The organism is Exiguobacterium sp. SH1S21 (assembly GCF_004337175.1).
Classification (GTDB): Bacteria; Bacillota; Bacilli; order Exiguobacteriales; family Exiguobacteriaceae; genus Exiguobacterium; species Exiguobacterium aurantiacum_A.
Genome location: NZ_SJUY01000002.1, coordinates 311,749 through 331,034, shown reverse-complemented (window position 1 = coordinate 331,034; position 19,286 = coordinate 311,749). Strand labels below are relative to the sequence as shown.

The window sequence follows — 19,286 nt, the reverse complement described above, 5'->3', positions numbered from 1 at the left end:
TTTGATACGTTTTTTGAAAATCGTTTGAAAATCATTGCTTGTAGGAGGAGTTTTAATGAACAGTAACAATATCACAATCTATGACGTCGCACGCGAAGCCGGGGTGTCAATGGCGACCGTCTCACGTGTCGTCAACGGAAACCCGAACGTGAAACCGACAACCCGTAAAAAAGTACAGGAAGCAATCGATCGACTCGGTTATCGTCCGAACGCCGTCGCACGTGGTCTCGCGAGTAAAAAGACGACGACAGTCGGCGTCATCGTGCCAGACATCTCAAACATCTTTTTTGCTGATTTAGCACGCGGAATCGAGGACGTGGCGACGATGTATAAATACAACATCATCCTCGGCAACTCGGACTCGAACCGCGACAAGGAAATTCATTTGTTGAACACGTTACTCGGTAAACAAGTCGATGGGATCATCTTCATGGGCGGCCGTCTTCACGAAGACCTCGTCGATGAGTTCAAAAAATCACCGGTCCCGATCGTTCTTGCAGCGACGTTGAACCAAGGGTATGACCTCCCAGCGGTCAATATCGACTATGAGCAGGCTGCCTATGACGCAACCAAAATGTTGATCGGCCACGGCCATAAACAAGTCGGCTTCATCACGGGGCCGCTCGAGCAACAAATCAATGGCGAGAAGAAGTTCTCTGGCTATCGCCGTGCCCTTGAGGATGCAGGACTTCCGTTCCGTGAGAACGATGTCATCCTTGGGAACTATACGTATGCGTCTGGCCTTGAAGCGATGCAAAAGATGCTCGGACGCGATGACTGCCCGAAAGCAATCTTCGCCGGTACGGACGAGATGGCACTCGGCGTCATCCATGCGATTCAAGACGCTGGGTATTCTGTGCCGAACGATTTTGAAGTCGTCGGTCACGATAACACGCGTCTCGCCACGATGATTCGTCCGAAGTTGACGACGGTCGTTCAACCGATGTATGACATCGGAGCTGTCGCTATGCGATTATTGACGAAAATCTTGAATGCTGAAGAAATCGAAGAGAAGAACGTCGTCTTGCCGCACCGGATCGAGCGTCGTGACTCGTTACGAAAAGACTGAATCAAAAAACCCGATGTAAGTTGGCAATTGCCAACTTACATCGGGTTTTTCATAAGTAAAGTGACTTGCGGTCGTTTGAGATGAACGGCCAAAATGCGCGTTTCGTCACTTCCCAGTTCTTCTCTTCGATTTGTTGCCGTCGCGGAATATGGTCGAACGTGTACGAATGATCATCCCATCTCGTCGGCAACGGCTGGTCTGACTCGTTTTGCCACCGTTCAATCCAAGCGGACGGGATGTCGCCTGCGTACGGAGCTTCGCGTGTCAATCCGGCCCACACTTGCGACCAGGCGCGCGGGACAGCTCGGAACCAGTCGTACCCGCCGCCGCCTAGGGCGACGAGTCGTCCTTCCGTGTACTCGTCGGCGAGGCGAGAGGCGATTTGAGGGATTTGTTCGAACGTATGAATCGTCGAGGCGAGATGCGTCAACGGGTCGAACGCGTGCGCATCAGCCCCGTTCTGCGTCAAGATGATATCTGGTTTGAACCACTCACACGCTTCCCGGAGCACAGTCTCGTAACAGCGCAGGAACGATTCGTCTTGGGTGAAAGCATCAATCGGGACGTTCCAACTATAGCCGTAGCCGTTCCCGTTGCCGCGCTCTGTGACCGCCCCTGTGCCTGGGAAGAGGTAGCGGCCGGTCTCGTGGATTGAAAGCGTCATCACATCAGCGTCATCATAGAACAGCCATTGGACACCGTCTCCGTGGTGAGCGTCTGTATCGACGTAGAGGACCCGCGTCCCGTATTGCTTGCGGACGTGAGCGATGGCGACGGCGGCATCGTTATAGACGCAAAAGCCGGACGCTTTTCGTCTCATCCCGTGATGGAGCCCGCCACCGACGTGAAAAGCGCGTTCGACTTGTCCGCTCGCGACGAGTTCAAGCGCATGCATCGTTCCGCCGACGAGCCGGGCAGCTCCTTCGTGAATAGCTGGGAAGATGGGGGTATCTTCCGTCCCGAGTCCGAATTTATTTGCTTTCAGCCCTGACAGTTTACCCGCGGCAGCTGCTTGGACGGCCTCGATGTAGTCGACGTCATGGACAAGCGCGAGCGACTCGACTGAAGCGATCGGTGAGGTGATCCACTCAGAGGCTGACAGTTTTCCGGAATCGACCAGAAGAGATGTCGTCAGCTCTAAACGGATCGGATTGAACGGATGATCCGCGTGGAAGCGGTACGAGTTCTCATTCTCCCCGAATATGTAGGCGGGTCTCATTGGAACATCTCCGGACCCAGTACGTCAAAACCTTCTCGCTTTAATCGATCGATGATGCGCAGCGGGTTCATCGTTTGAACACGGAATGAGATGATTCGCTTATATGGATCGGGTGTCGGATGTACGAAGACGTTGATGATATTCACGTTCGTTTTTGCTAAGAGCCGTGTCACTTTTTCAAGTGCCCCGGTCGTATTCTCGACGAGGATCTCGATTTGCGAGCTCGGTTCGAGTGCGCCCGTCAATTGGACGAAATAACGAAGTAAATCGGTTTCGGTCAACACACCGACAAGTTTCCCTTGTTCGACGATCGGCAGGCACGTCAAACGATATTCATAGAACAGGGCCGCCGCGTCTTCAAAAAAATCGTACGGGTGGGCCGTCGTCACATCCTGACGCATAATGCTCGAGACCGGGTTTTTAAAGTCGGCACGCTCACTCTCTGGATGAAATACACTTGTGGCGCCGCTCATCTCGAACTGACCGACAATCCCGACGACTTGCCGGGCCGGATTGGTGACGATCAAGTGGCGTACTTTATGGTCGCGCATGAGTTTTGCCGCGTGCGCAATCGTATTGGTCGGTTGAATCGTCACGACGTGGCGATTCATCATTTGCTCAATCAGCATCGTAACCCTCCTCAGTCATACATGAACCGGCGTCGAAGCCGGAGTGAATCGAAGTGATCGATCGATTCTTGCCGCACGTTTTTTCCGATGCGGGCCATCAGACAGTTGGCCGGGTGGGACGCGATTTCCGGGTCGTCGGTCGGATAGAAGACAAGACCGCCGTGGTTCATCATTTTCTCCATCACTTTGCGGTAGTCCCAAATCGACAGACCGCTTCCTTTTAAATCCCAGTGCCAATAGTATTCCGTCGTCAAGATTAAAAAATCATCCATATGTGGATCCAGCATCGACACTTCGAGTAGCTGTTTACCGATCCGTTGTCCCCGGAAGCGTGGGCTCACCTCGATGGCGCCGAGCTCGAGAATATACGGATCATTGCCCTCACTCCAACGTTCATACGGATCCGGATATAAATACGTGACGTAACCGATGACGAGGTCGTCAACGCGCGCGACGATGATCCGTCCTTCTTTCAACCCGGCAATTTCAACGAGCGCCTTATGTTGGTCTTCTGGCTCTCGAAACGCAGTCAAGCCTTCATCAAGCCGATACGTTGCGAGCACGTCGCTCTCGATTGGTCCATCGATGATTACGGCTCCGAGTGAGGTTTCCCACACTTTTGAATGATATTGTTTTTCCATGGAGTCACCACCTTCTTCACGTTCTATTATAGCGCTTTCATTGCGCAACGTTCACACTGTTTTGGAGTTTTTGGAAATTCATTGATTTGTCATAATATTAACACTATACTGAAAGTGGTTACACCATTCATTATAGGGGGAGGCGAATCTTTGACGATGGAAAAATTGAAAGCGTTATCAGGGGAGCATCAATTGGCGTCGTATGAAGAGGCTTGTCAGTCGTTCGAGTGGACGCAAGCAGAAACATTATTGTCTTGGAACTTGACTGGAAATGTCAACATGGCGTACGAGGCGATTGACCGTCACGCTGAAGGGGAGCTGGCGGACAAACTGGCACTGCTCTATTTCGATGGGGATCGGGAAGAGCGGTATACTTACGCGCAGATGAAACAGGAAAGCAATCGCGCTGGAAATGTTCTGAAATCGGTTGGGGTGGAGAAAGGCGATCGTGTCTTTATCTTCATGCCACGGAGTCCAGAACTTTATTTTATTTTACTCGGTGCGTTAAAGCTCGGTGCGATTGTCGGACCGCTATTTGAGGCGTTCATGGAACAGGCTGTACACGACCGGTTGCTCGACGCGGAAGCGAAAGTCATCGTGACGACAGAGGCGCTGTTGCCGCGTATACCCGTCGATCAATTGCCACATCTTGAGACAATTTTGCTTGTTGGCGACGACGTCGACGAGTCAGGGAAAATCATCGATTACCGGAAACTGGCGCACGATGCATCGACCGATCTTAATATTACGTGGGTCGACCGGGAAGACGGCATGATCTTGCATTATACGTCGGGCTCGACCGGGAAACCAAAAGGTGTCTTGCATGTCCATAACGCCATGGTCCAGCACTTAATGACCGGGAAATGGGTGCTCGATTTGAAACCGGACGATATTTACTGGTGCACCGCTGACCCGGGCTGGGTGACGGGTACGAGTTACGGAATTTTTGCGCCGTTCTTGAACGGGGCGACGAACGTGATTGTCGGCGGACGGTTCAACCCTGAGTTTTGGTACTCGGTCATCGAGCGGTTCGGCGTCACCGTCTGGTACAGCGCGCCGACAGCGTTCCGGATGTTGATGGGCGCGGGGGAAGAAGCGTTCGAGAAGTACGACTTGTCATCACTGCGCCACATTCTATCGGTCGGCGAACCGCTCAACCCGGAAGTCATTCGCTGGGGTAACGAATCGTTCGGACTACGCATTCATGACACGTGGTGGATGACGGAGACAGGAGCGATGATGATCTGTAACTATCCGACGATGGACATTAAACCGGGGTCGATGGGGAAAGCGATTCCTGGCTGTGAGGCGGCGATCTTAGACGACCGTGGCCAACCGCTACCACCGCATCGGATGGGCAACTTGGCATTGAAGACGCCTTGGCCGTCGATGATGCGTAAAATTTGGAAAAATGATGCCAAGTACGAGAGCTACTTCTGGGGTGACTGGTACGTGTCTGGTGATTCGGCCTATATGGACGAGGACGGCTATTTCTGGTTCCAAGGCCGAGTGGATGACGTCATCATGACGGCAGGAGAGCGGGTCGGACCGTTCGAAGTCGAGAGCCGCCTCGTCGAGCATCCGGCTGTCGCCGAAGCCGGAGTCATCGGGAAACCGGATCCGATCCGCGGTGAGATCATCAAGGCGTTCATCGCGCTCCGCAAAGGCTATGAGCCATCGGACGAATTGAAAGCAGAGATCCAAAAATTCGTCAAAGAAGGTTTGGCGGCCCATGCGGCACCGCGTGAGATCGAGTTCAAAGACAAGCTTCCGAAAACACGGAGCGGGAAAATTATGCGTCGCGTCCTCAAAGCGTGGGAGTTGAACCTTGAGGCCGGAGACTTATCGACGATGGAAGATTGAGCATAAAAAAGGTCGACACGCGATGTGTCGACCTTTCTTTGCGTTATGATGCGTCCGCCTCGTTCTCGGCGTCTTCTTTTGCTTTTGCTTCGTCTTCGGCTTTTTTCTTAGCCTCGGCTTCAGCTTCAGCTTTCTTCTTGGCTTCAGCTTCGGCTTTCTGTGCGGCCTCTGCTTGTTTCTTCGCTTCAGCTTCAGCTTTTGCATCAGCGTCGCGTTGTGCCTCGGCATCTTGCTGTGCCTGTTCAGCCTTTTCTTTGGCTTCTTCGGCTTGCTGTTTTGCTTCTTCAGCTTGCTTCTTCGCTTCCTCTTCTTTCTTCTTCTCTTCGAGTTTCTTCTTCTCAGAGAACGTTCCAGAGTCTTTGAAGTCGCTAGGTTTGACGCTAGCTGGTTGGCTGAATCGTGCGTTTGTGTTGAAAATTTCAGGCTTATCAGCGTACACGAGGTTAGCAGTCTGTGACCAGATCCGTTGCGTACGTTGGTAATACTGACCTACTTCACCACTGTTGACCAATTCACCAAACTGAGAGTCGAATCCAGACCAAACAGCAAGCGTGACGTTTGGCGTTGAACCGACCAAGTACGAATCGCGTCGATTATTGGTTGTACCGGTTTTACCCATCCAGTCGCCAGGGACGTTCAAGAGCGAGTTAGCGTATGTCGCTGTACCCGACGAGTAAACGTCACGTAGCATATCAATAACAAGGTACGAAGTACGATCTGTATAGATACGCGTCTTCTTCGCTTGTTTCTCAAAAATGACTTCACCATTGTACTCGATGCGTTCGATGAAGTACGGTTCAACATGTTCACCGTAGTTAGCTAGCATCGCGTAAGCCGATGCCAAGTCGACCGGAGTAACTTCACCAGTTCCTAGCGCCATTGCCGAAGCTGTACGGTTTGCTTCAGACACCGGAATACCCATATCAACGAGTTTTTGCGTATCGGCTGGTTTTTGGTTGCGCTCTTCATAAATTTTAACAGCTGGTACGTTCAGGGAGCGTTTCAACGCTTCACGCGCTGTCACTGCACCGTTATGTGTTCTACTTTCGTTCATTACTTCTTTTTTCGGCTGTCCTGGACCGGTGAATTTATAGAAGTATTGTTCATCCAGAATGGTTGTCTCAGGTGTAATCATTCCAGCTTCAATAGCATTTGCATAAACAAGAACTGGTTTCGCTGTCGATCCGATTTGACGCTCCATACGCAAGGCGCGGTTCACCTCGTCAGTTTTACCGTTAATGTATCGGCCTCCGACAAATCCAAGAACTCGTCCAGTTTTGTTTTCGAGCATGACAGCTGCCGTCTGTTCTGGCAAATTGCGGTCTTCTTCTGCGATATATTGATTAGGGGCGAAGTTATTTGCATTTTTAGCCGGTTGTTGCATCGCTTCGTGAATTTCTTTATCAAGCGTCAAATGAATTTTGAAACCACCTTGACGTAACATGTTGTGCGCTCGTTTAGCATATGTCGTTCGAATCGTATCTTGTTCTTCGGTCTTTAAATCTGATAATACGATGCCATCTTGTTCGAGCAAGTAATTTGTGACGAGTTCACGTGCTTGAAGCTCGGCTTCATCCACAACATACGGATAACGGTCCCGCGGCTTCGACTGTGTCTTCATGAAGTCTTGCGTGATGTCGTAATTATATGCGGCATCATATTCTTCTTTAGAAATCTTGCCTGCGACATACATCCGATTCAATACCGTTTTCATCCGGTTGATCGCCGGTGATACGTCTTCTTTAATGACCCCGCCTTGATAGTAAGGTGTATAAAGGAACGGGTTTTTCGGAATCCCGGCGAGGAAAGCGGCTTGCGGCAACGTCAGCTTCTCGGCCGACGTGTTGAAGACGCCACGAGAGGCGGCCTCGATGCCTGAGATGTTGCGTCCCATCGAGTTACGTCCGAACGAGACGACGTTCAAGTAGGCGTTTAAAATCTCATCTTTGTCCATCGCTTTCTCTAAACGGAGGGCAAGCAGGATTTCTTTTGCTTTCCGTTCGAATGAGACCTCGTTCGTCAGCATTTGGTTTTTAATGAGCTGTTGGGTTAGTGTTGAACCACCTGTCCGCTCTTCCGAACCGGTCGCCTCTTGCAGGATGGCCCGAAGCGTCGCTTTCGGGACGACGCCGTCGTGTTCATAAAACTCGACGTCTTCGGTGGCGAGTAAGGCATCGACGACGAAAGGTGAAACTTTATCGACCGTGATCGGTACCCGAACTTCATCGGTCGTGTAGTTCCCAATCCGTTCACCGCTTCCGAAGTAAATCTCGGACGTCGATGAGTACGTATTGATTTGTGACGTCATCGTTTTATAGGCTGGAGTCGGCATATCTTTAACGAGTGATGCGAAATATCCGGCCCCGATCCCGGCACCTAAGAAACCGATGAGGACGACAGAGATGATGGTGAGGAGCAAAACGTTCCACGACACATCATAAAATACATTGGCATAACGGCGAGCTTTCAACGACTTTGGTGTGTTCCATATGTCTCGAATCTTCTGCAGCATGACAGCCTCCTTAATATGGTGTAAAACTATTTTAGACAGTATTATATACGATTATAGCACAAGTCCTTGCCCACCTTATCGTGAATGAGCAGACTAATGCAAGTTTCAATCTTCCAGTTGACAACGAGGAAACGTAACTTATAAAATGAATAGCATAGTCAATAATAGTAGACGCGATGAAAAAAACGAAGTAGTCGGTTGACCGCTTGTCCAGAAAGCTAGTGGGTGCTGTGAACTAGCCAATGTCAACGATGAATTACACTTTTGGAGCGTGCCATTCGGCCGGGTTGGGACCGTTATCTCTCGTTTTAAGTGGCCACGGCTGTGGCAATTAGGGTGGTACCGCGGAATCTCCGTCCCTTCTCATTTGAGAAGGGGCGTTTTTTTTATGTCAATTGAAGGAGTGGAAAACATGGAACTATTAAAAGATTTAGAATTTCGAGGGCTCGTCAACCAAATGACGGATGAGGCAGGATTGAAAGAACAACTGAGCAAACCGACGACACTATACACAGGGTTCGACCCGACGGCGGACTCGCTCCATATCGGACACTTGCTACCGATCTTGACGTTGAAGCGTTTCCAAGAGGCGGGACACCACGTCATCGCGCTCGTCGGTGGCGCGACCGGGATGATTGGCGACCCGTCAGGACGGTCGGACGAACGCTCGCTCAACACGCTCGATACGGTCAAAGAATTTTCTGACCGGATCAAAGATCAGTTGAGCCGCTTCCTCCCGCTCGAAGGGGAGAACCCGATCACGATCCGCAACAACTATGAATGGACAGAAGAGCTGTCGATCATCGATTTCTTACGTGACATCGGCAAACACTTCCCGATCAGCTACATGCTCGCGAAAGACTCGGTCGATTCGCGCATGGAAAACGGGATTTCATACACGGAGTTCTCATACATGTTGCTCCAATCGTTTGATTTCTTGAAGTTATACGAGACAGAGAACTGCCGTCTCCAAGTCGGCGGCAGCGATCAGTGGGGCAACATCACGGCCGGGCTTGAATTGATCCGTCGCTTCGGCCATTCGGAGAAGGCGTTCGGTCTGACTGTGCCGCTCGTCACGAAGTCGGACGGACAGAAGTTTGGGAAGACGGCCGGTGGTGCGGTATGGCTCGACGCGGACAAGACGACACCGTACGAGTTTTACCAGTTTTGGATCAACGTCGACGATGCCGATGTCATCAAGTTCATCAAGTACTTCACGTTCATGACGCATGAAGAGATCGACGCGCTCGAAGCGGAAATGACGGCAGCACCTGAAAAACGTGCGGCACAGCGCCGTCTTGCCGAGGAGATGACGAAGCTCGTCCACGGTGAGGCGGGTCTTGACCAAGCGGAACGCATCACGACAGCGTTCTTCAGCGGCGATTTGAAGACACTCAAGCCCGAGGATATGGATGCCGCGTTCAAAGGGATGCCGCAGTTCGAGCTTGACGGCGAACGCAATCTCGTCGATCTTCTCGTCGAGGCGAAAATCGCTCCATCGAAACGCCAAGCGCGCGAAGACGTCCAAAACGGGGCGATCTACTTGAACGGCGAACGCGAGCAAGCGCTCGACAAGCTCGTCACGCGTGAAGACACACTCGGGGACTTCACAATCATCCGCCGAGGCAAAAAGAAATACTTCGTGATCCGTCACGTCTAACCGGTCCGTCCATGTCCGCAAAGTTTGCGAACATGGACTTTTTTTGTTGTGTCAAATCAGGTATGGTCTGATACCATTTCAAATATAGAGAACGAGGAGGACGTCTAATGGATATCGAAGAGTTTTTTGGCGAACAGTTTCATCAGTGGCGGGAACGGTTCCGCTATTACGAGATGGCGATCACGGAGCTTGAGAGCGACCTTGGCATCATCGACCTCGATTGGCAGACACGGCTTGGCTATTCGCCGATCGAGCACGTGAAGACGCGGATGAAGACGTTACCGTCGATCATTCGAAAGATGAATCAAAAACAGCTCCCACTCGAAGTGGAAGCGTTATGGGACAATATTTATGACGTCGCCGGCGTACGGATCGTCACGAGTTTCCGCGATGACATCTACGCGATTCTCGATCACTTGAAAAAGCGGGACGACTTACAGATCGACGTCATCAAAGACTATATCGAACATCCGAAGCCGAGCGGTTACCGCAGTCTCCATCTGATCGTGCGGACGAAAGTGTACTTGGCGGAACGTGTCATCTGGGTGCCGGCCGAGATTCAAATCCGGACGCTCGCGATGGATTTTTGGGCGGCGACCGAACATAAGCTTCAATATAAGTATCAGCAAAAAATCCCCGAGACGTCGCGACAAGAGCTTATCGAAGCGGCTCGTATGGCAGACGCGCTCGATACGCAGATGGGCCGGATTCGCGAACAGATTTTACAACAATAAAAAAATCCCCTTCTCGAGAGAAGGGGATAAAAGCATTAACGTGAGTAGTACTCAACGATGAGTTGCTCTTTGATTTGGTCGTTCAATTCAGCGCGCTCAGGCATACGTACGTACGTACCCTCGAGTTTCTCAGCGTCGAATGTGATGTACTCTTTTGTAGCTGGTGCTACTTCAAGAGCTTCAGCGATCGCTTTGAAAGTTTTCGATTTTTCGCGAACTGAGATGACTTGACCTGGTTTTACACGGTAAGACGCGATGTCTACGCGTGAACCGTCAACTTGGATGTGACCATGGTTGACGAGTTGGCGTGCTCCACGACGTGTGCGAGCGAGGCCCATACGGTAAACGAGGTTGTCAAGGCGTGACTCGAGCAAGAACATGAAGTTCTCACCGTGGATACCTTGCATTTTCCCAGCATCGTTGAAGATGCGACGGAATTGCTTCTCGTTGATTCCGTACATGTGACGGAGTGCTTGCTTCGCTTGAAGCTGAAGACCGTATTCAGAGATTTTACGACGACCATTGCCGTGTTGGCCTGGTGCGTAAGGACGTTTTGCTAATTCTTTACCCGTTTCGCTAAGCGAGATGCCTAAGCGACGCGAGAGTTTCCAAGCTGGACCTGTGTAACGAGCCATGATTGGACTCCTCCTTGTTGTTCATGTATTTTGCACAAAAGAACAACGGTGTCAAAGACGGGTGACGCCCCTTTCTAGGTTCAAGCACCTTCACTTGATAGCGAAGCTACAAGATGCTCCTCCGACTCAGTCGAGGCCCGAAAGGTGGATACGTCTGTCTAGGACTGCTATCGTCATTTCATGCACAAAAATCAGTATACGATGGATTGGACAGCTTGTCAATCAGATGAAGCGAAGTAATGTTTGGCAAAATTGTTCTAACCCTTGGCGATCGACTTCTGAGAAGCGGTCGAACTCAGGGCTGTCGATATCGAGGACGCCGATCGTTTTGCCGTCACGGATGAGCGGGACGACGATTTCGGAGTTTGAGGCCGCGTCGCAGGCGATATGGCCTGGGAATTGGTGGACGTCGGCGATCAACTGCGTCTCTTGTGTCGAAGCGGCCGTACCGCAGACGCCTTTGCCGAAGGCGATATGGACACAAGCCGGAAGACCTTGGAACGGTCCGAGGATGAGGCTATCATCACCGTTAGTCAAATAGAAGCCGACCCAGTTGATACGGTCAAGGAACTGGTTGAGCAGAGCACTCGCATTCGAAAGGTTAGCGACTTGGTTCGTCTCTCCTTCGAGCAGGGCAGCGAGTTGCTTGTTAAGTAATGAATAGCCGGCGGCAAGGTCGCCAGAGTAAGTAGTAGTTTGGAACATTTATTTCCCTCCTAATCGAGATATATTTCAGATTAGCATCATGGTACACGCATTTTTTTATTTTGTCTCCCAAAAAGATTTTCGCGAAAAATAACATTCTCTCCCTAAACCGTTGGAAAACCTATGCAAAACATTGTTTCTATAATATGATTATTAATATCTATACTTATAAAATACTTCATTTTCTTCTTTAAGATACATAAGTCCACGAAAGCGGCTTGGAGGTTGTTACAGAGATGGATTACGGAATATACGGAATTTTAATTGGAATTATTGTCATCGCTCTAGGAGCAATGTTAGGTAGTATGCTAGCTAGACGAAGTTTTTACCAGAAAATTGATGATTTGGATATGCGAAAACAAGGCATTTTAAGTGCGAGTGTCCCGGCCGAGCTTCAAAAGTTCAAACAGTGGCCGATGGAAGGCGAAACGAAAGAAAAATTCGAACGCTGGCACCAGTCGTGGGATGAACTCGTCAGCGTCCACACGGGTCAAATCGATGAGGCGTTATACCGTTCAGAGGAAGACCTCGACAAATATCGTTTCCTTAAAGTCAAATCAGACTTGGCTGCGACCGAACAGTTGATCGAAGAACTCGAATCGATGGTTCACGCGATGCTCGATGAGATGGCAGAGTTTAACGACCATCATGCCTCCCTGCTAGATATCGTCAAAAAAGACGAGAAAGAACTGTATCAGTTCCGCAAGACGCTCATTTCTCAAAATAGCGCTTTTGGCCCGACGTACGATCTCGTCGAAACCGAAATCGCTGTTGCGGAAGCGAAACGGACCGAGATGATGACCCTCAAGCAAGAAGGGCAAGTCTCAGAGGCGTTCATGGCCGGTCAAGTCCTGTCTGAAAAGGTGACGAAGATCCGAGAACTCGTTCAAGTGATTCCCCAGTTTGTCCGGACGGTTCAATTTGACTTAAAGCACCAACTGAATCAACTGCGTGCGGGTCATAAAGAAATGCAGATGGATGGCTACGCCCTCGAGACGCTCGGGTTAGTCGAAGAGATCGAGCAGGCAGAAGACCGCCGTCTCGCGCTCATGACTCGGATCGAACAGCTTGATTTTGAACACTTTGAAACGGACATGCAGCAACTCAGTTCGGATATCGATCAATTGTTCGAGGCGTTCAGCTCCGAGGTCGATGCAAGGCAGTACGTAAAAAAAGAGTTTGCTGGGGTCAAAGAACGCGAACGGCAGACGAACGAATTGATGACGCGCCTTCACCAAGAGATGTCGCGGCTTGTCAGCAACTATGAGATCAATGCCCGGGTCGGTGAGGAGTTCGAACAATTGGACCGGGAACGTGCGGTGCTCGCGGCGAACGTCCTTGATATCGAACAAGCACTCGTCGCTCAGGTGATTCCGTTCAGTCTGATCAAATCAAAAGTGCAAGATGCGAAACGGTCACTCGACCAGTTCGGTGCGATGCATGAACGGTTTATCGAAAATACGAACTCGCTTCGTAAAGAAGAGCTCGAAGTTCGAAATAAACTCGAGTCATGGAAGAAGGAATTGTCCGCTCACCGTCGCCTCTTGGCGAAGAGTGCGATGCCGGTCGTTCCGACTGATTTGACGAGTGACATGCGACAACTTCAAAAAGGGGTGCAGTCGCTAGATGAACAGTTCGAGAAGGCACCGTTCAACATGACGTATATCGTCGGCCTCAGTCACGATGTCGAGGAAACGATGGATAACTTCCGTGACCGCGTCAAAGCGCTGCTCCGGCAAGTGACTTATGCGGAACAGTTGCTCCAGTATGCGAATCGGTACCGTCGTCGTGATAACGAGGTGCATGTCGCCTTGACGCTCGCTGAGAACAAGTTTTTACACGGCGAGTACGGTACGGCCGTCGAAATCGGTGAACGTGTGCTCGGGCGCTTCGACGAAGGAGCGGCTCGCGAGATCCGTCAACGTGTTGAAAAAGGTTTGGAACAACAAGATATGCTTCGAAAATAATCTATGCATGAAGATTGACGTAAACGGGAATTAACGTAGACGTCAATCTTTTTTGAATCGAGGAGGAATTTTGTGATGGGAACGCTTTGGGTAAACGGAAAGATCTATACGCTGAACAAAGAACATGAAATGGCACGGGCGATGTATGTCGAGCACGGACGCGTGTTGAAACTCGGGGAGGAAGGTCATCTTCGCCGTACATACGCGGGCCGGATCAAACAGATTGTGAACCTCGAAGGGAAGAGCGTGTATCCGGCGTTTACGGACTCGCACATTCACTTGATCGGATATGGCGAGGCGCTCGACCGCATCGACGCGACCGAGACGACGGATTTAAACGCCTTGCTCGAAGCGATGAAAGCGAAGTCGGGAGGGGACGACTGGATCGTCGCTGAAGGTTTTAACGATCGTCTGCTCGGACAGATGCCGACACGTGAGATGATCGATGCCGTCATTCCGGATCGCCCGGTCGTCTTGAAGCGCGTCTGTCGCCACGTCGCCGTCGTCAACTCGAAAGGCCTCGAGCGCTTAGGCCTCATTCATCACACCGTCATCGAAGGCGGAAAGCTCGGACGTGATGATGACGGGAAATTGAACGGCGTGTTGTACGATGCGGCGCTCGATCTGCTCCATAAAGAGCTCGGCGGAAATCGTGAGAAGAACGTCGCCTCGATCCGTCGGGCCGTCGACTCGTTGTTCGCCCATGGGATCGTCGGAGCCCACACGGAAGACTTGTTCTACCACGGAGACCCGCTCGAGACGATTCAAGCATATGAAGATGTGCTTCAAGAACTTCCGTTCCATGCCCATCTGCTCGTCCATGAACAAGTCGTTGATCAATTGCTGCAAAAAGATGCGCTCGCGAAGCGCCTACGCTTCGACTTCGGGGCGATGAAGATTTTCGTCGACGGTTCGTTCGGCGGTCGGACGGCGCTCTTGTCCGAGCCGTATGCTGATGAAGTCGGGCAGCGCGGGATCGAAGTCCACCGCCCGGACCACCTCGAGGCGCTCGTCAAAAAAGCGCGCTCATACGGGATGAACGTTGCGGCTCATGTCATCGGAGATGCGGCGGCTGAGCAGTTCATCACGCTGCTCGAGAAGTATCCGGCGAAACGAGGGACGCGCGACCGCATCATCCACGCTTCGCTATTGAACGATTCGCTGTTGAAGCGGATCAGTGCGTTGCCGGTCCTCATCGACGCGCAACCGGTCTTTTTGTCGGATGATATGGACTTGTTGTTCGACCGCCTAGGCAACGAACGGGTCGACGACGCGTATCGGTTCAAATCGATGCTCGATACGGGTGCGCTCGTACTCGGGGGGAGTGATGCCCCGATCTCTTCTGTCGACGTCAGAAAGGGGCTCTATGCCGCTGTGACACGACAATCGTTTGAAGCGTCGGGTGCACTGAATCCACCGGAACGTCTGTCGATGTACGAGGCGCTACGGAGTTTCACCTACTCGCCACGTGTCGCGACCGGAACACATGGCCGTGACGGCCTGTTGATTCAAAGCTATAACGCGACGTTCACCGTTTGGGAAGAAGATTTCTTTGACTTGAACGGACAAGATATTTTGAACAACCGACTTGTCATGACCGTCGTCGAAGGTTCGCCCGTCTACGAGGCGGACGTCATCAAAGCATGAGAAAAGGCTAGTCGTCCGCGATGGACGACTAGCCTTTGTCAGTTCAGAAGAAAGAGCGTTGCACTTTGTGCCAGAACGAGTTGGTTTTCAACTTGACCGTTTTGACGACCTTGTCCGACAATTCGATGTCGATCCGGTCTGTATACTTCAAACTAAGCGCTTCGTTATCCATACCGATAATCGGATAATCGTTTCCGTCTTCAACGATGCGGAGCGACAGCTTACGTGAATCGTGGACGATGAACGCTGAGCCGAGCGTGCGGTAACGGTTGTTGTTCACTGAAGCAATTTCACTCACTTGCATGCATGGGATGAGCGGGTCGACGACCGCGCCATTCAACGATTTATTGTAGGCGGTCGATCCCGTCGGTGTCGATACAACCATTCCATCCCCGCGGAACGTCTCGAAGTGGAGGTCGTCGATGTAGACTTCGATCGCGAGCGATTTGATGATACTCGATTTGATCGATGCCTCGTTCAGGCAGAGGAGTGGCGACGATTCGTTGATCGAAGCGGATAAGAGCGGATATTTCCGTACTTCGAGACCGGCTTCGATCCGGGCAGAGTTATCCGAGAATAAACGGTCGACTTCGTCGAGTTTATGTATATCGAAGTCACAGTAAAATTCGTTGAGGCCGCGGCCGAAACCGACATAGATGGCGTCTTGACGGAACCCGGTGTAACGGACGGCCTGTAAAAACGCGCCATCTCCCCCGATGGCGACGATGATGTTGGCATCTTCCGGGCGGTCCATGATGTTGAAACCATGTTTCTCCCCGATCTCTCTTAATTTCTTTACCTCTTTCGTGAACTCGTTGACGTTACGATGGTGCAGATACACGTTGTTTCTCATCTAAATCATCCCCTTTGTCAATTGTGTCCTTCTCATTATAACTTGTTTTAGGCGTCCGATATAGGGAAAATGACAATCAGGCCGTCTGAAGCAGGATGCTTGTCTTCGTGACGGCACCATCGATATGATGAAGAAGTAAAATTCAGAACAAGGGGATGATTTGATGCCAACATTTAAAGGGAATACAGTCACATTGCAAGGGAATCCAGTGAAAGTGGGAGATGCTGCACCCGATTTCACCGCCCTCACGACTGCACTCGAAGAAGTGTCGCTCGCGTCTTACCCAGGGAAAAAATTGATTAGTGTCGTCCCATCGATCGATACAGGACTATGCGACACGCAAACTCGTGCGTTCAATGAAAACGCGGCATCGCTCGGTGGAACGGTATTGACCGTCTCGAACGATTTACCGTTCGCCCAGCGGCGCTGGTGTGCGGCGTCAGGTCTCGATAACGTCATCATGTTGTCAGATCACCGCGACCAGTCGTTCGCGCATTCGTACGGCGTGCTCATGGAAGAGCTTCGTTTGCTGGCCCGGTCAGTCTTTGTGATCGACTCGGAAGGAACTATCCAATACGTTCAGTATATGGATGAGATGACAGACGAAGTCGATTTTGACGCGGCGCTTGAAGCGTTCGACGCGGCAAACTGATTCACTTGGCGAAACGTGGACGAATAGCTTACACTATATTGTAGTTAACCAACCGGCTCTCGAAACGAGAGCCGGTTTTGTATGGAGGAGATGAACGACTATGGAACGATTTGAACAGTTGTACCGAGATTGGAAGAAAGAAACGAAAAAATTGGTGGCCGACCTCGATTTATTGCCGCTCGAAGCTTTGATCGAAGTGTTTGAACGAGTCGACGTTGAATCGGAGAAACCGGATGACGTGCGCAAGGCAGTGAGTCTGCTTGTGCTTGAAGAGACGACAACGCTTCCGCCGAACCATCAACCGACACCGGACGCAGTCAGCTTATTTATCGGATATTTGGCGACGAAGCTCGTCAAAGACGGAGCGAACGTGCTTGAACTCGGAAGCGGCACCGGGACTCTCGTCCACGCCATTTTATCGCAAGTGAAAGACGCGACCGCACAAGCCGTCGAAGTCGATGAACTGATGCTTCGTTTGTCATATGCGATCAGCAATTTGCTCAAAAAGCCGGTTTCTTACTTCCATCAAGACGCACTTGCACCGCTGTTCGTCGAGCCGAGTGACCTCACACTCGTCGATTTGCCGATCGGTTATTATCCGAACGACGAAGTGGCGAGCGGTTATGAGTTGAAGCGAGAAGAAGGTCATTCCTACTCTCACTTCTTGATGATCGAGCAGGCGATGCGGCATACGTTGCCGGGAGGCCATGGTGTCTTCGTCATCCCGAACAATTTGTTTGAACAGGATGATGAAGGGAAATTAAAACTGTGGATGGACCGAGAAGCGGTCGTGAAAGGTGTCCTCCAACTGCCGACGACGATGTTCAAAGATGAACGGTATGCGAAGAGTATCCTCATCTTACAGAAGCAAGGAGAGGGCGTCACACGCCCGAAACAAGCGCTCCTCGTCGAGTTGCCATCGTTCACTGATGTGCGCGCTGTTGCCAATATTGTGAAACAGATTGATGAATGGTTTAAAACAACATAATATTTATTGGGCAAAAGACTTGAAAAACATATGCCATATCAAGTATCTTCATTATGATACAGTTATCGGTTTTAAAGAGAACAGATAAAGAAACGTGTTTAAATCGAAAGGTAAGAGGTGTATGACATGACAAAAATTATGGCAGTCAACGCAGGTAGTTCGTCACTGAAGTTCCAACTTCTCGAGATGCCATCTGAGAACATGCTCGCGCTTGGTCTCGTCGAGCGCGTTGGAAAAGACGATGCGATCTTTACTATTAAATACGGCGAAGGGCAAAAGTTCAACGTCGTCACGCCGCTTCACACACATAAAGAAGCGGTCGAGCTTGCGCTCGAAAAATTGATTGACCTTGGAATCATGGCTTCGTTTGATGAAATTTCGGGTGTCGGGCACCGTGTTCTTCACGGGAAAGAACTGTACGCGGATTCAGTCGTGATCGACGAGGAAGTGATGAAGAACATCGAATCGTTCGTCGAACTCGGGCCGCTTCACATCCCGCCTAACTTGACTGGGATTCGTGCGTTCCAAACGATTTTGCCGAACGTGCCGCAAGTCGCCGTGTTTGATACGGCTTTCCACCAATCGATGCCGGAAGAAAACTTCTTGTACAGCCTCCCGTACGAGTACTACACGGAACACGGCGTACGGAAATATGGTTTCCACGGGACGAGCCACAAATATGTCACGCAACGTGCTTCTGAGCTACTCGGTCGTCCGCTCGAAGATTTGCGCTTGATCTCATGCCATCTCGGCAGTGGGGCGTCAATCGCGGCGGTTGCCGGTGGTCGTTCGATCGACACGACGATGGGCTTCACGCCGCTTGAAGGAATCACGATGGGAACGCGCTCAGGATCACTCGATCCGGCCCTCATCCCGTTCCTTATGCAAAAAACGGGCAAGTCGGCTGAAGACGTATTGAACGTCATGAACAAAGAATCAGGCGTTTACGGTCTCTCGGGTATTTCAAGTGACTTACGTGATATCGAACAAGCTGCAGCAGAAGGTAACCACCGGGCTGAAGTGTCACTTAAAATCTTCTCGAACCGGATTCACGGTTACATCGGTCAGTACGCTGCTGAGATGAACGGCGTCGATGCCATCATCTTCACGGCGGGTGTCGGTGAAAACTCTGACGTCATTCGTGAGCGTATCCTGCGTGGGCTTGAATTCATGGGCGTCTACTGGGATCCATCACTCAACAACGGAGCGCGCGGCAAAGAGTTGTTCATCAACTATCCGCATTCGCCGGTCAAAGTCATCATCATTCCGACGAATGAAGAATTGGTCATCGCTCGCGATACAGTTCGGATCGCAAACCTTTTAGAAGCACACGCTTAATCCACACAATTTAACCTCTCTAGTCGCGCTGTTCATCCGAACAGCGCGACTTTTTTTAGTTCTTTTGTCATAGTTCATCCGGGGAAGTTGTGTCTAAAGGATTATTCGAAAGACGCTGGCTGTAATAAATAGAGTCAAAAAACGATACGTTTGTAACGTTTCAGTCATATTGAA

At 50.9% G+C, this 19,286-nt stretch carries 16 protein-coding genes and 1 other annotated feature; of the genes, 9 read left to right on the top strand and 7 right to left on the bottom strand.

The genetic code is table 11. The features are described 5' to 3' along the window. Nucleotides 1–55: 55 nt before the first annotated feature. Nucleotides 56–1,069 (top strand): catabolite control protein A, encoded by a 1,014-nt coding sequence (ccpA, locus tag EVJ24_RS05150; RefSeq protein ID WP_070329438.1) that lies wholly within the window; start codon nucleotides 56–58, stop codon nucleotides 1,067–1,069. A 49-nt stretch (nucleotides 1,070–1,118) separates the two neighbouring features. Here the strand turns inward: ccpA and EVJ24_RS05145 are convergent, their stop codons facing one another. From EVJ24_RS05145 to EVJ24_RS05135, 3 genes are read right to left on the bottom strand one after another with little or no spacing between them, the layout of a single operon-like run. Continuing rightward, nucleotides 1,119–2,288 carry an acetoin utilization protein AcuC gene (locus EVJ24_RS05145; protein ID WP_131440062.1) on the bottom strand — a complete coding sequence of 390 codons (1,170 nt, stop codon included), beginning with the start codon at nucleotides 2,286–2,288 and terminating at the stop codon, nucleotides 1,119–1,121. Beyond that, nucleotides 2,285–2,917: an acetoin utilization AcuB family protein gene (locus EVJ24_RS05140; protein WP_070329481.1), complete on the bottom strand. Its 633-nt coding sequence runs from the start codon at nucleotides 2,915–2,917 to the stop codon at nucleotides 2,285–2,287. Before EVJ24_RS05140 ends, EVJ24_RS05145 begins: the two co-directional genes overlap by 4 nt. An 11-nt stretch (nucleotides 2,918–2,928) precedes the next feature. Further along, nucleotides 2,929–3,558, bottom strand: a complete 630-nt coding sequence (locus EVJ24_RS05135) for a GNAT family N-acetyltransferase (RefSeq protein ID WP_071397839.1) — start codon at nucleotides 3,556–3,558, stop codon at nucleotides 2,929–2,931. Between the two features lie 156 nt (nucleotides 3,559–3,714). Here EVJ24_RS05135 and acsA point away from each other — a divergent pair, with 156 nt between their 5' ends. Further along, on the top strand, nucleotides 3,715–5,421 hold the full coding sequence (gene acsA, locus EVJ24_RS05130; RefSeq protein WP_131440060.1) for an acetate--CoA ligase: 1,707 nt from the start codon (nucleotides 3,715–3,717) through the stop codon (nucleotides 5,419–5,421). A 43-nt stretch (nucleotides 5,422–5,464) separates the two neighbouring features. On the opposite strand, the gene EVJ24_RS05125 is transcribed toward acsA, so the two are convergent. Continuing rightward, nucleotides 5,465–7,933 carry a transglycosylase domain-containing protein gene (locus EVJ24_RS05125; protein ID WP_131440058.1) on the bottom strand — a complete coding sequence of 823 codons (2,469 nt, stop codon included), beginning with the start codon at nucleotides 7,931–7,933 and terminating at the stop codon, nucleotides 5,465–5,467. A 167-nt stretch (nucleotides 7,934–8,100) separates the two neighbouring features. Then, nucleotides 8,101–8,297 (top strand) — a binding site (T-box leader). Between the two features lie 48 nt (nucleotides 8,298–8,345). On the opposite strand from EVJ24_RS05125, the gene tyrS reads away from it, so the two are divergent. Together tyrS and EVJ24_RS05115 are read left to right on the top strand one after the other, a co-directional pair. Then, entirely contained in the window at nucleotides 8,346–9,593 is a 1,248-nt protein-coding gene (gene tyrS, locus EVJ24_RS05120; protein ID WP_070329484.1) for a tyrosine--tRNA ligase, read from the top strand. A 107-nt stretch (nucleotides 9,594–9,700) separates the two neighbouring features. Then, a complete protein-coding gene (locus EVJ24_RS05115) occupies nucleotides 9,701–10,327 on the top strand; it encodes a GTP pyrophosphokinase (protein WP_131440056.1) in 627 nt (208 codons plus the stop codon). A 35-nt stretch (nucleotides 10,328–10,362) separates the two neighbouring features. On the opposite strand, the gene rpsD is transcribed toward EVJ24_RS05115, so the two are convergent. Next, the gene (gene rpsD, locus EVJ24_RS05110) at nucleotides 10,363–10,962 is read right to left on the bottom strand and encodes a 30S ribosomal protein S4 (protein ID WP_131440054.1); all 600 of its coding nucleotides are present in this window, start codon (nucleotides 10,960–10,962) and stop codon (nucleotides 10,363–10,365) included. A 222-nt stretch (nucleotides 10,963–11,184) separates the two neighbouring features. Continuing rightward, nucleotides 11,185–11,667 (bottom strand): GAF domain-containing protein, encoded by a 483-nt coding sequence (locus EVJ24_RS05105; protein WP_131440052.1) that lies wholly within the window; start codon nucleotides 11,665–11,667, stop codon nucleotides 11,185–11,187. A gap of 236 nt (nucleotides 11,668–11,903) precedes the next feature. On the opposite strand from EVJ24_RS05105, the gene ezrA reads away from it, so the two are divergent. Both ezrA and EVJ24_RS05095 read left to right on the top strand, forming a co-directional pair. Then, a complete protein-coding gene (gene ezrA, locus EVJ24_RS05100; RefSeq protein ID WP_131440050.1) occupies nucleotides 11,904–13,634 on the top strand; it encodes a septation ring formation regulator EzrA in 1,731 nt (576 codons plus the stop codon). 75 nt (nucleotides 13,635–13,709) lie between these two features. Next, nucleotides 13,710–15,281 carry an amidohydrolase gene (locus tag EVJ24_RS05095; protein WP_131440048.1) on the top strand — a complete coding sequence of 524 codons (1,572 nt, stop codon included), beginning with the start codon at nucleotides 13,710–13,712 and terminating at the stop codon, nucleotides 15,279–15,281. A 43-nt stretch (nucleotides 15,282–15,324) separates the two neighbouring features. Here the strand turns inward: EVJ24_RS05095 and EVJ24_RS05090 are convergent, their stop codons facing one another. Next, a complete protein-coding gene (locus EVJ24_RS05090) occupies nucleotides 15,325–16,134 on the bottom strand; it encodes an NAD kinase (protein ID WP_071397834.1) in 810 nt (269 codons plus the stop codon). Nucleotides 16,135–16,297: 163 nt separating this feature from the next. Here EVJ24_RS05090 and tpx point away from each other — a divergent pair, with 163 nt between their 5' ends. The 3 genes from tpx (at nucleotide 16,298) to EVJ24_RS05075 (ending at nucleotide 19,112) form a co-directional block, all read left to right on the top strand. After that, entirely contained in the window at nucleotides 16,298–16,786 is a 489-nt protein-coding gene (tpx, locus tag EVJ24_RS05085; protein ID WP_071397833.1) for a thiol peroxidase, read from the top strand. A gap of 100 nt (nucleotides 16,787–16,886) precedes the next feature. Beyond that, entirely contained in the window at nucleotides 16,887–17,774 is an 888-nt protein-coding gene (locus EVJ24_RS05080) for a class I SAM-dependent methyltransferase (protein WP_131440046.1), read from the top strand. Between the two features lie 126 nt (nucleotides 17,775–17,900). Next, nucleotides 17,901–19,112: an acetate kinase gene (locus EVJ24_RS05075; RefSeq protein WP_131440044.1), complete on the top strand. Its 1,212-nt coding sequence runs from the start codon at nucleotides 17,901–17,903 to the stop codon at nucleotides 19,110–19,112. Nucleotides 19,113–19,286: the final 174 nt, after the last annotated feature.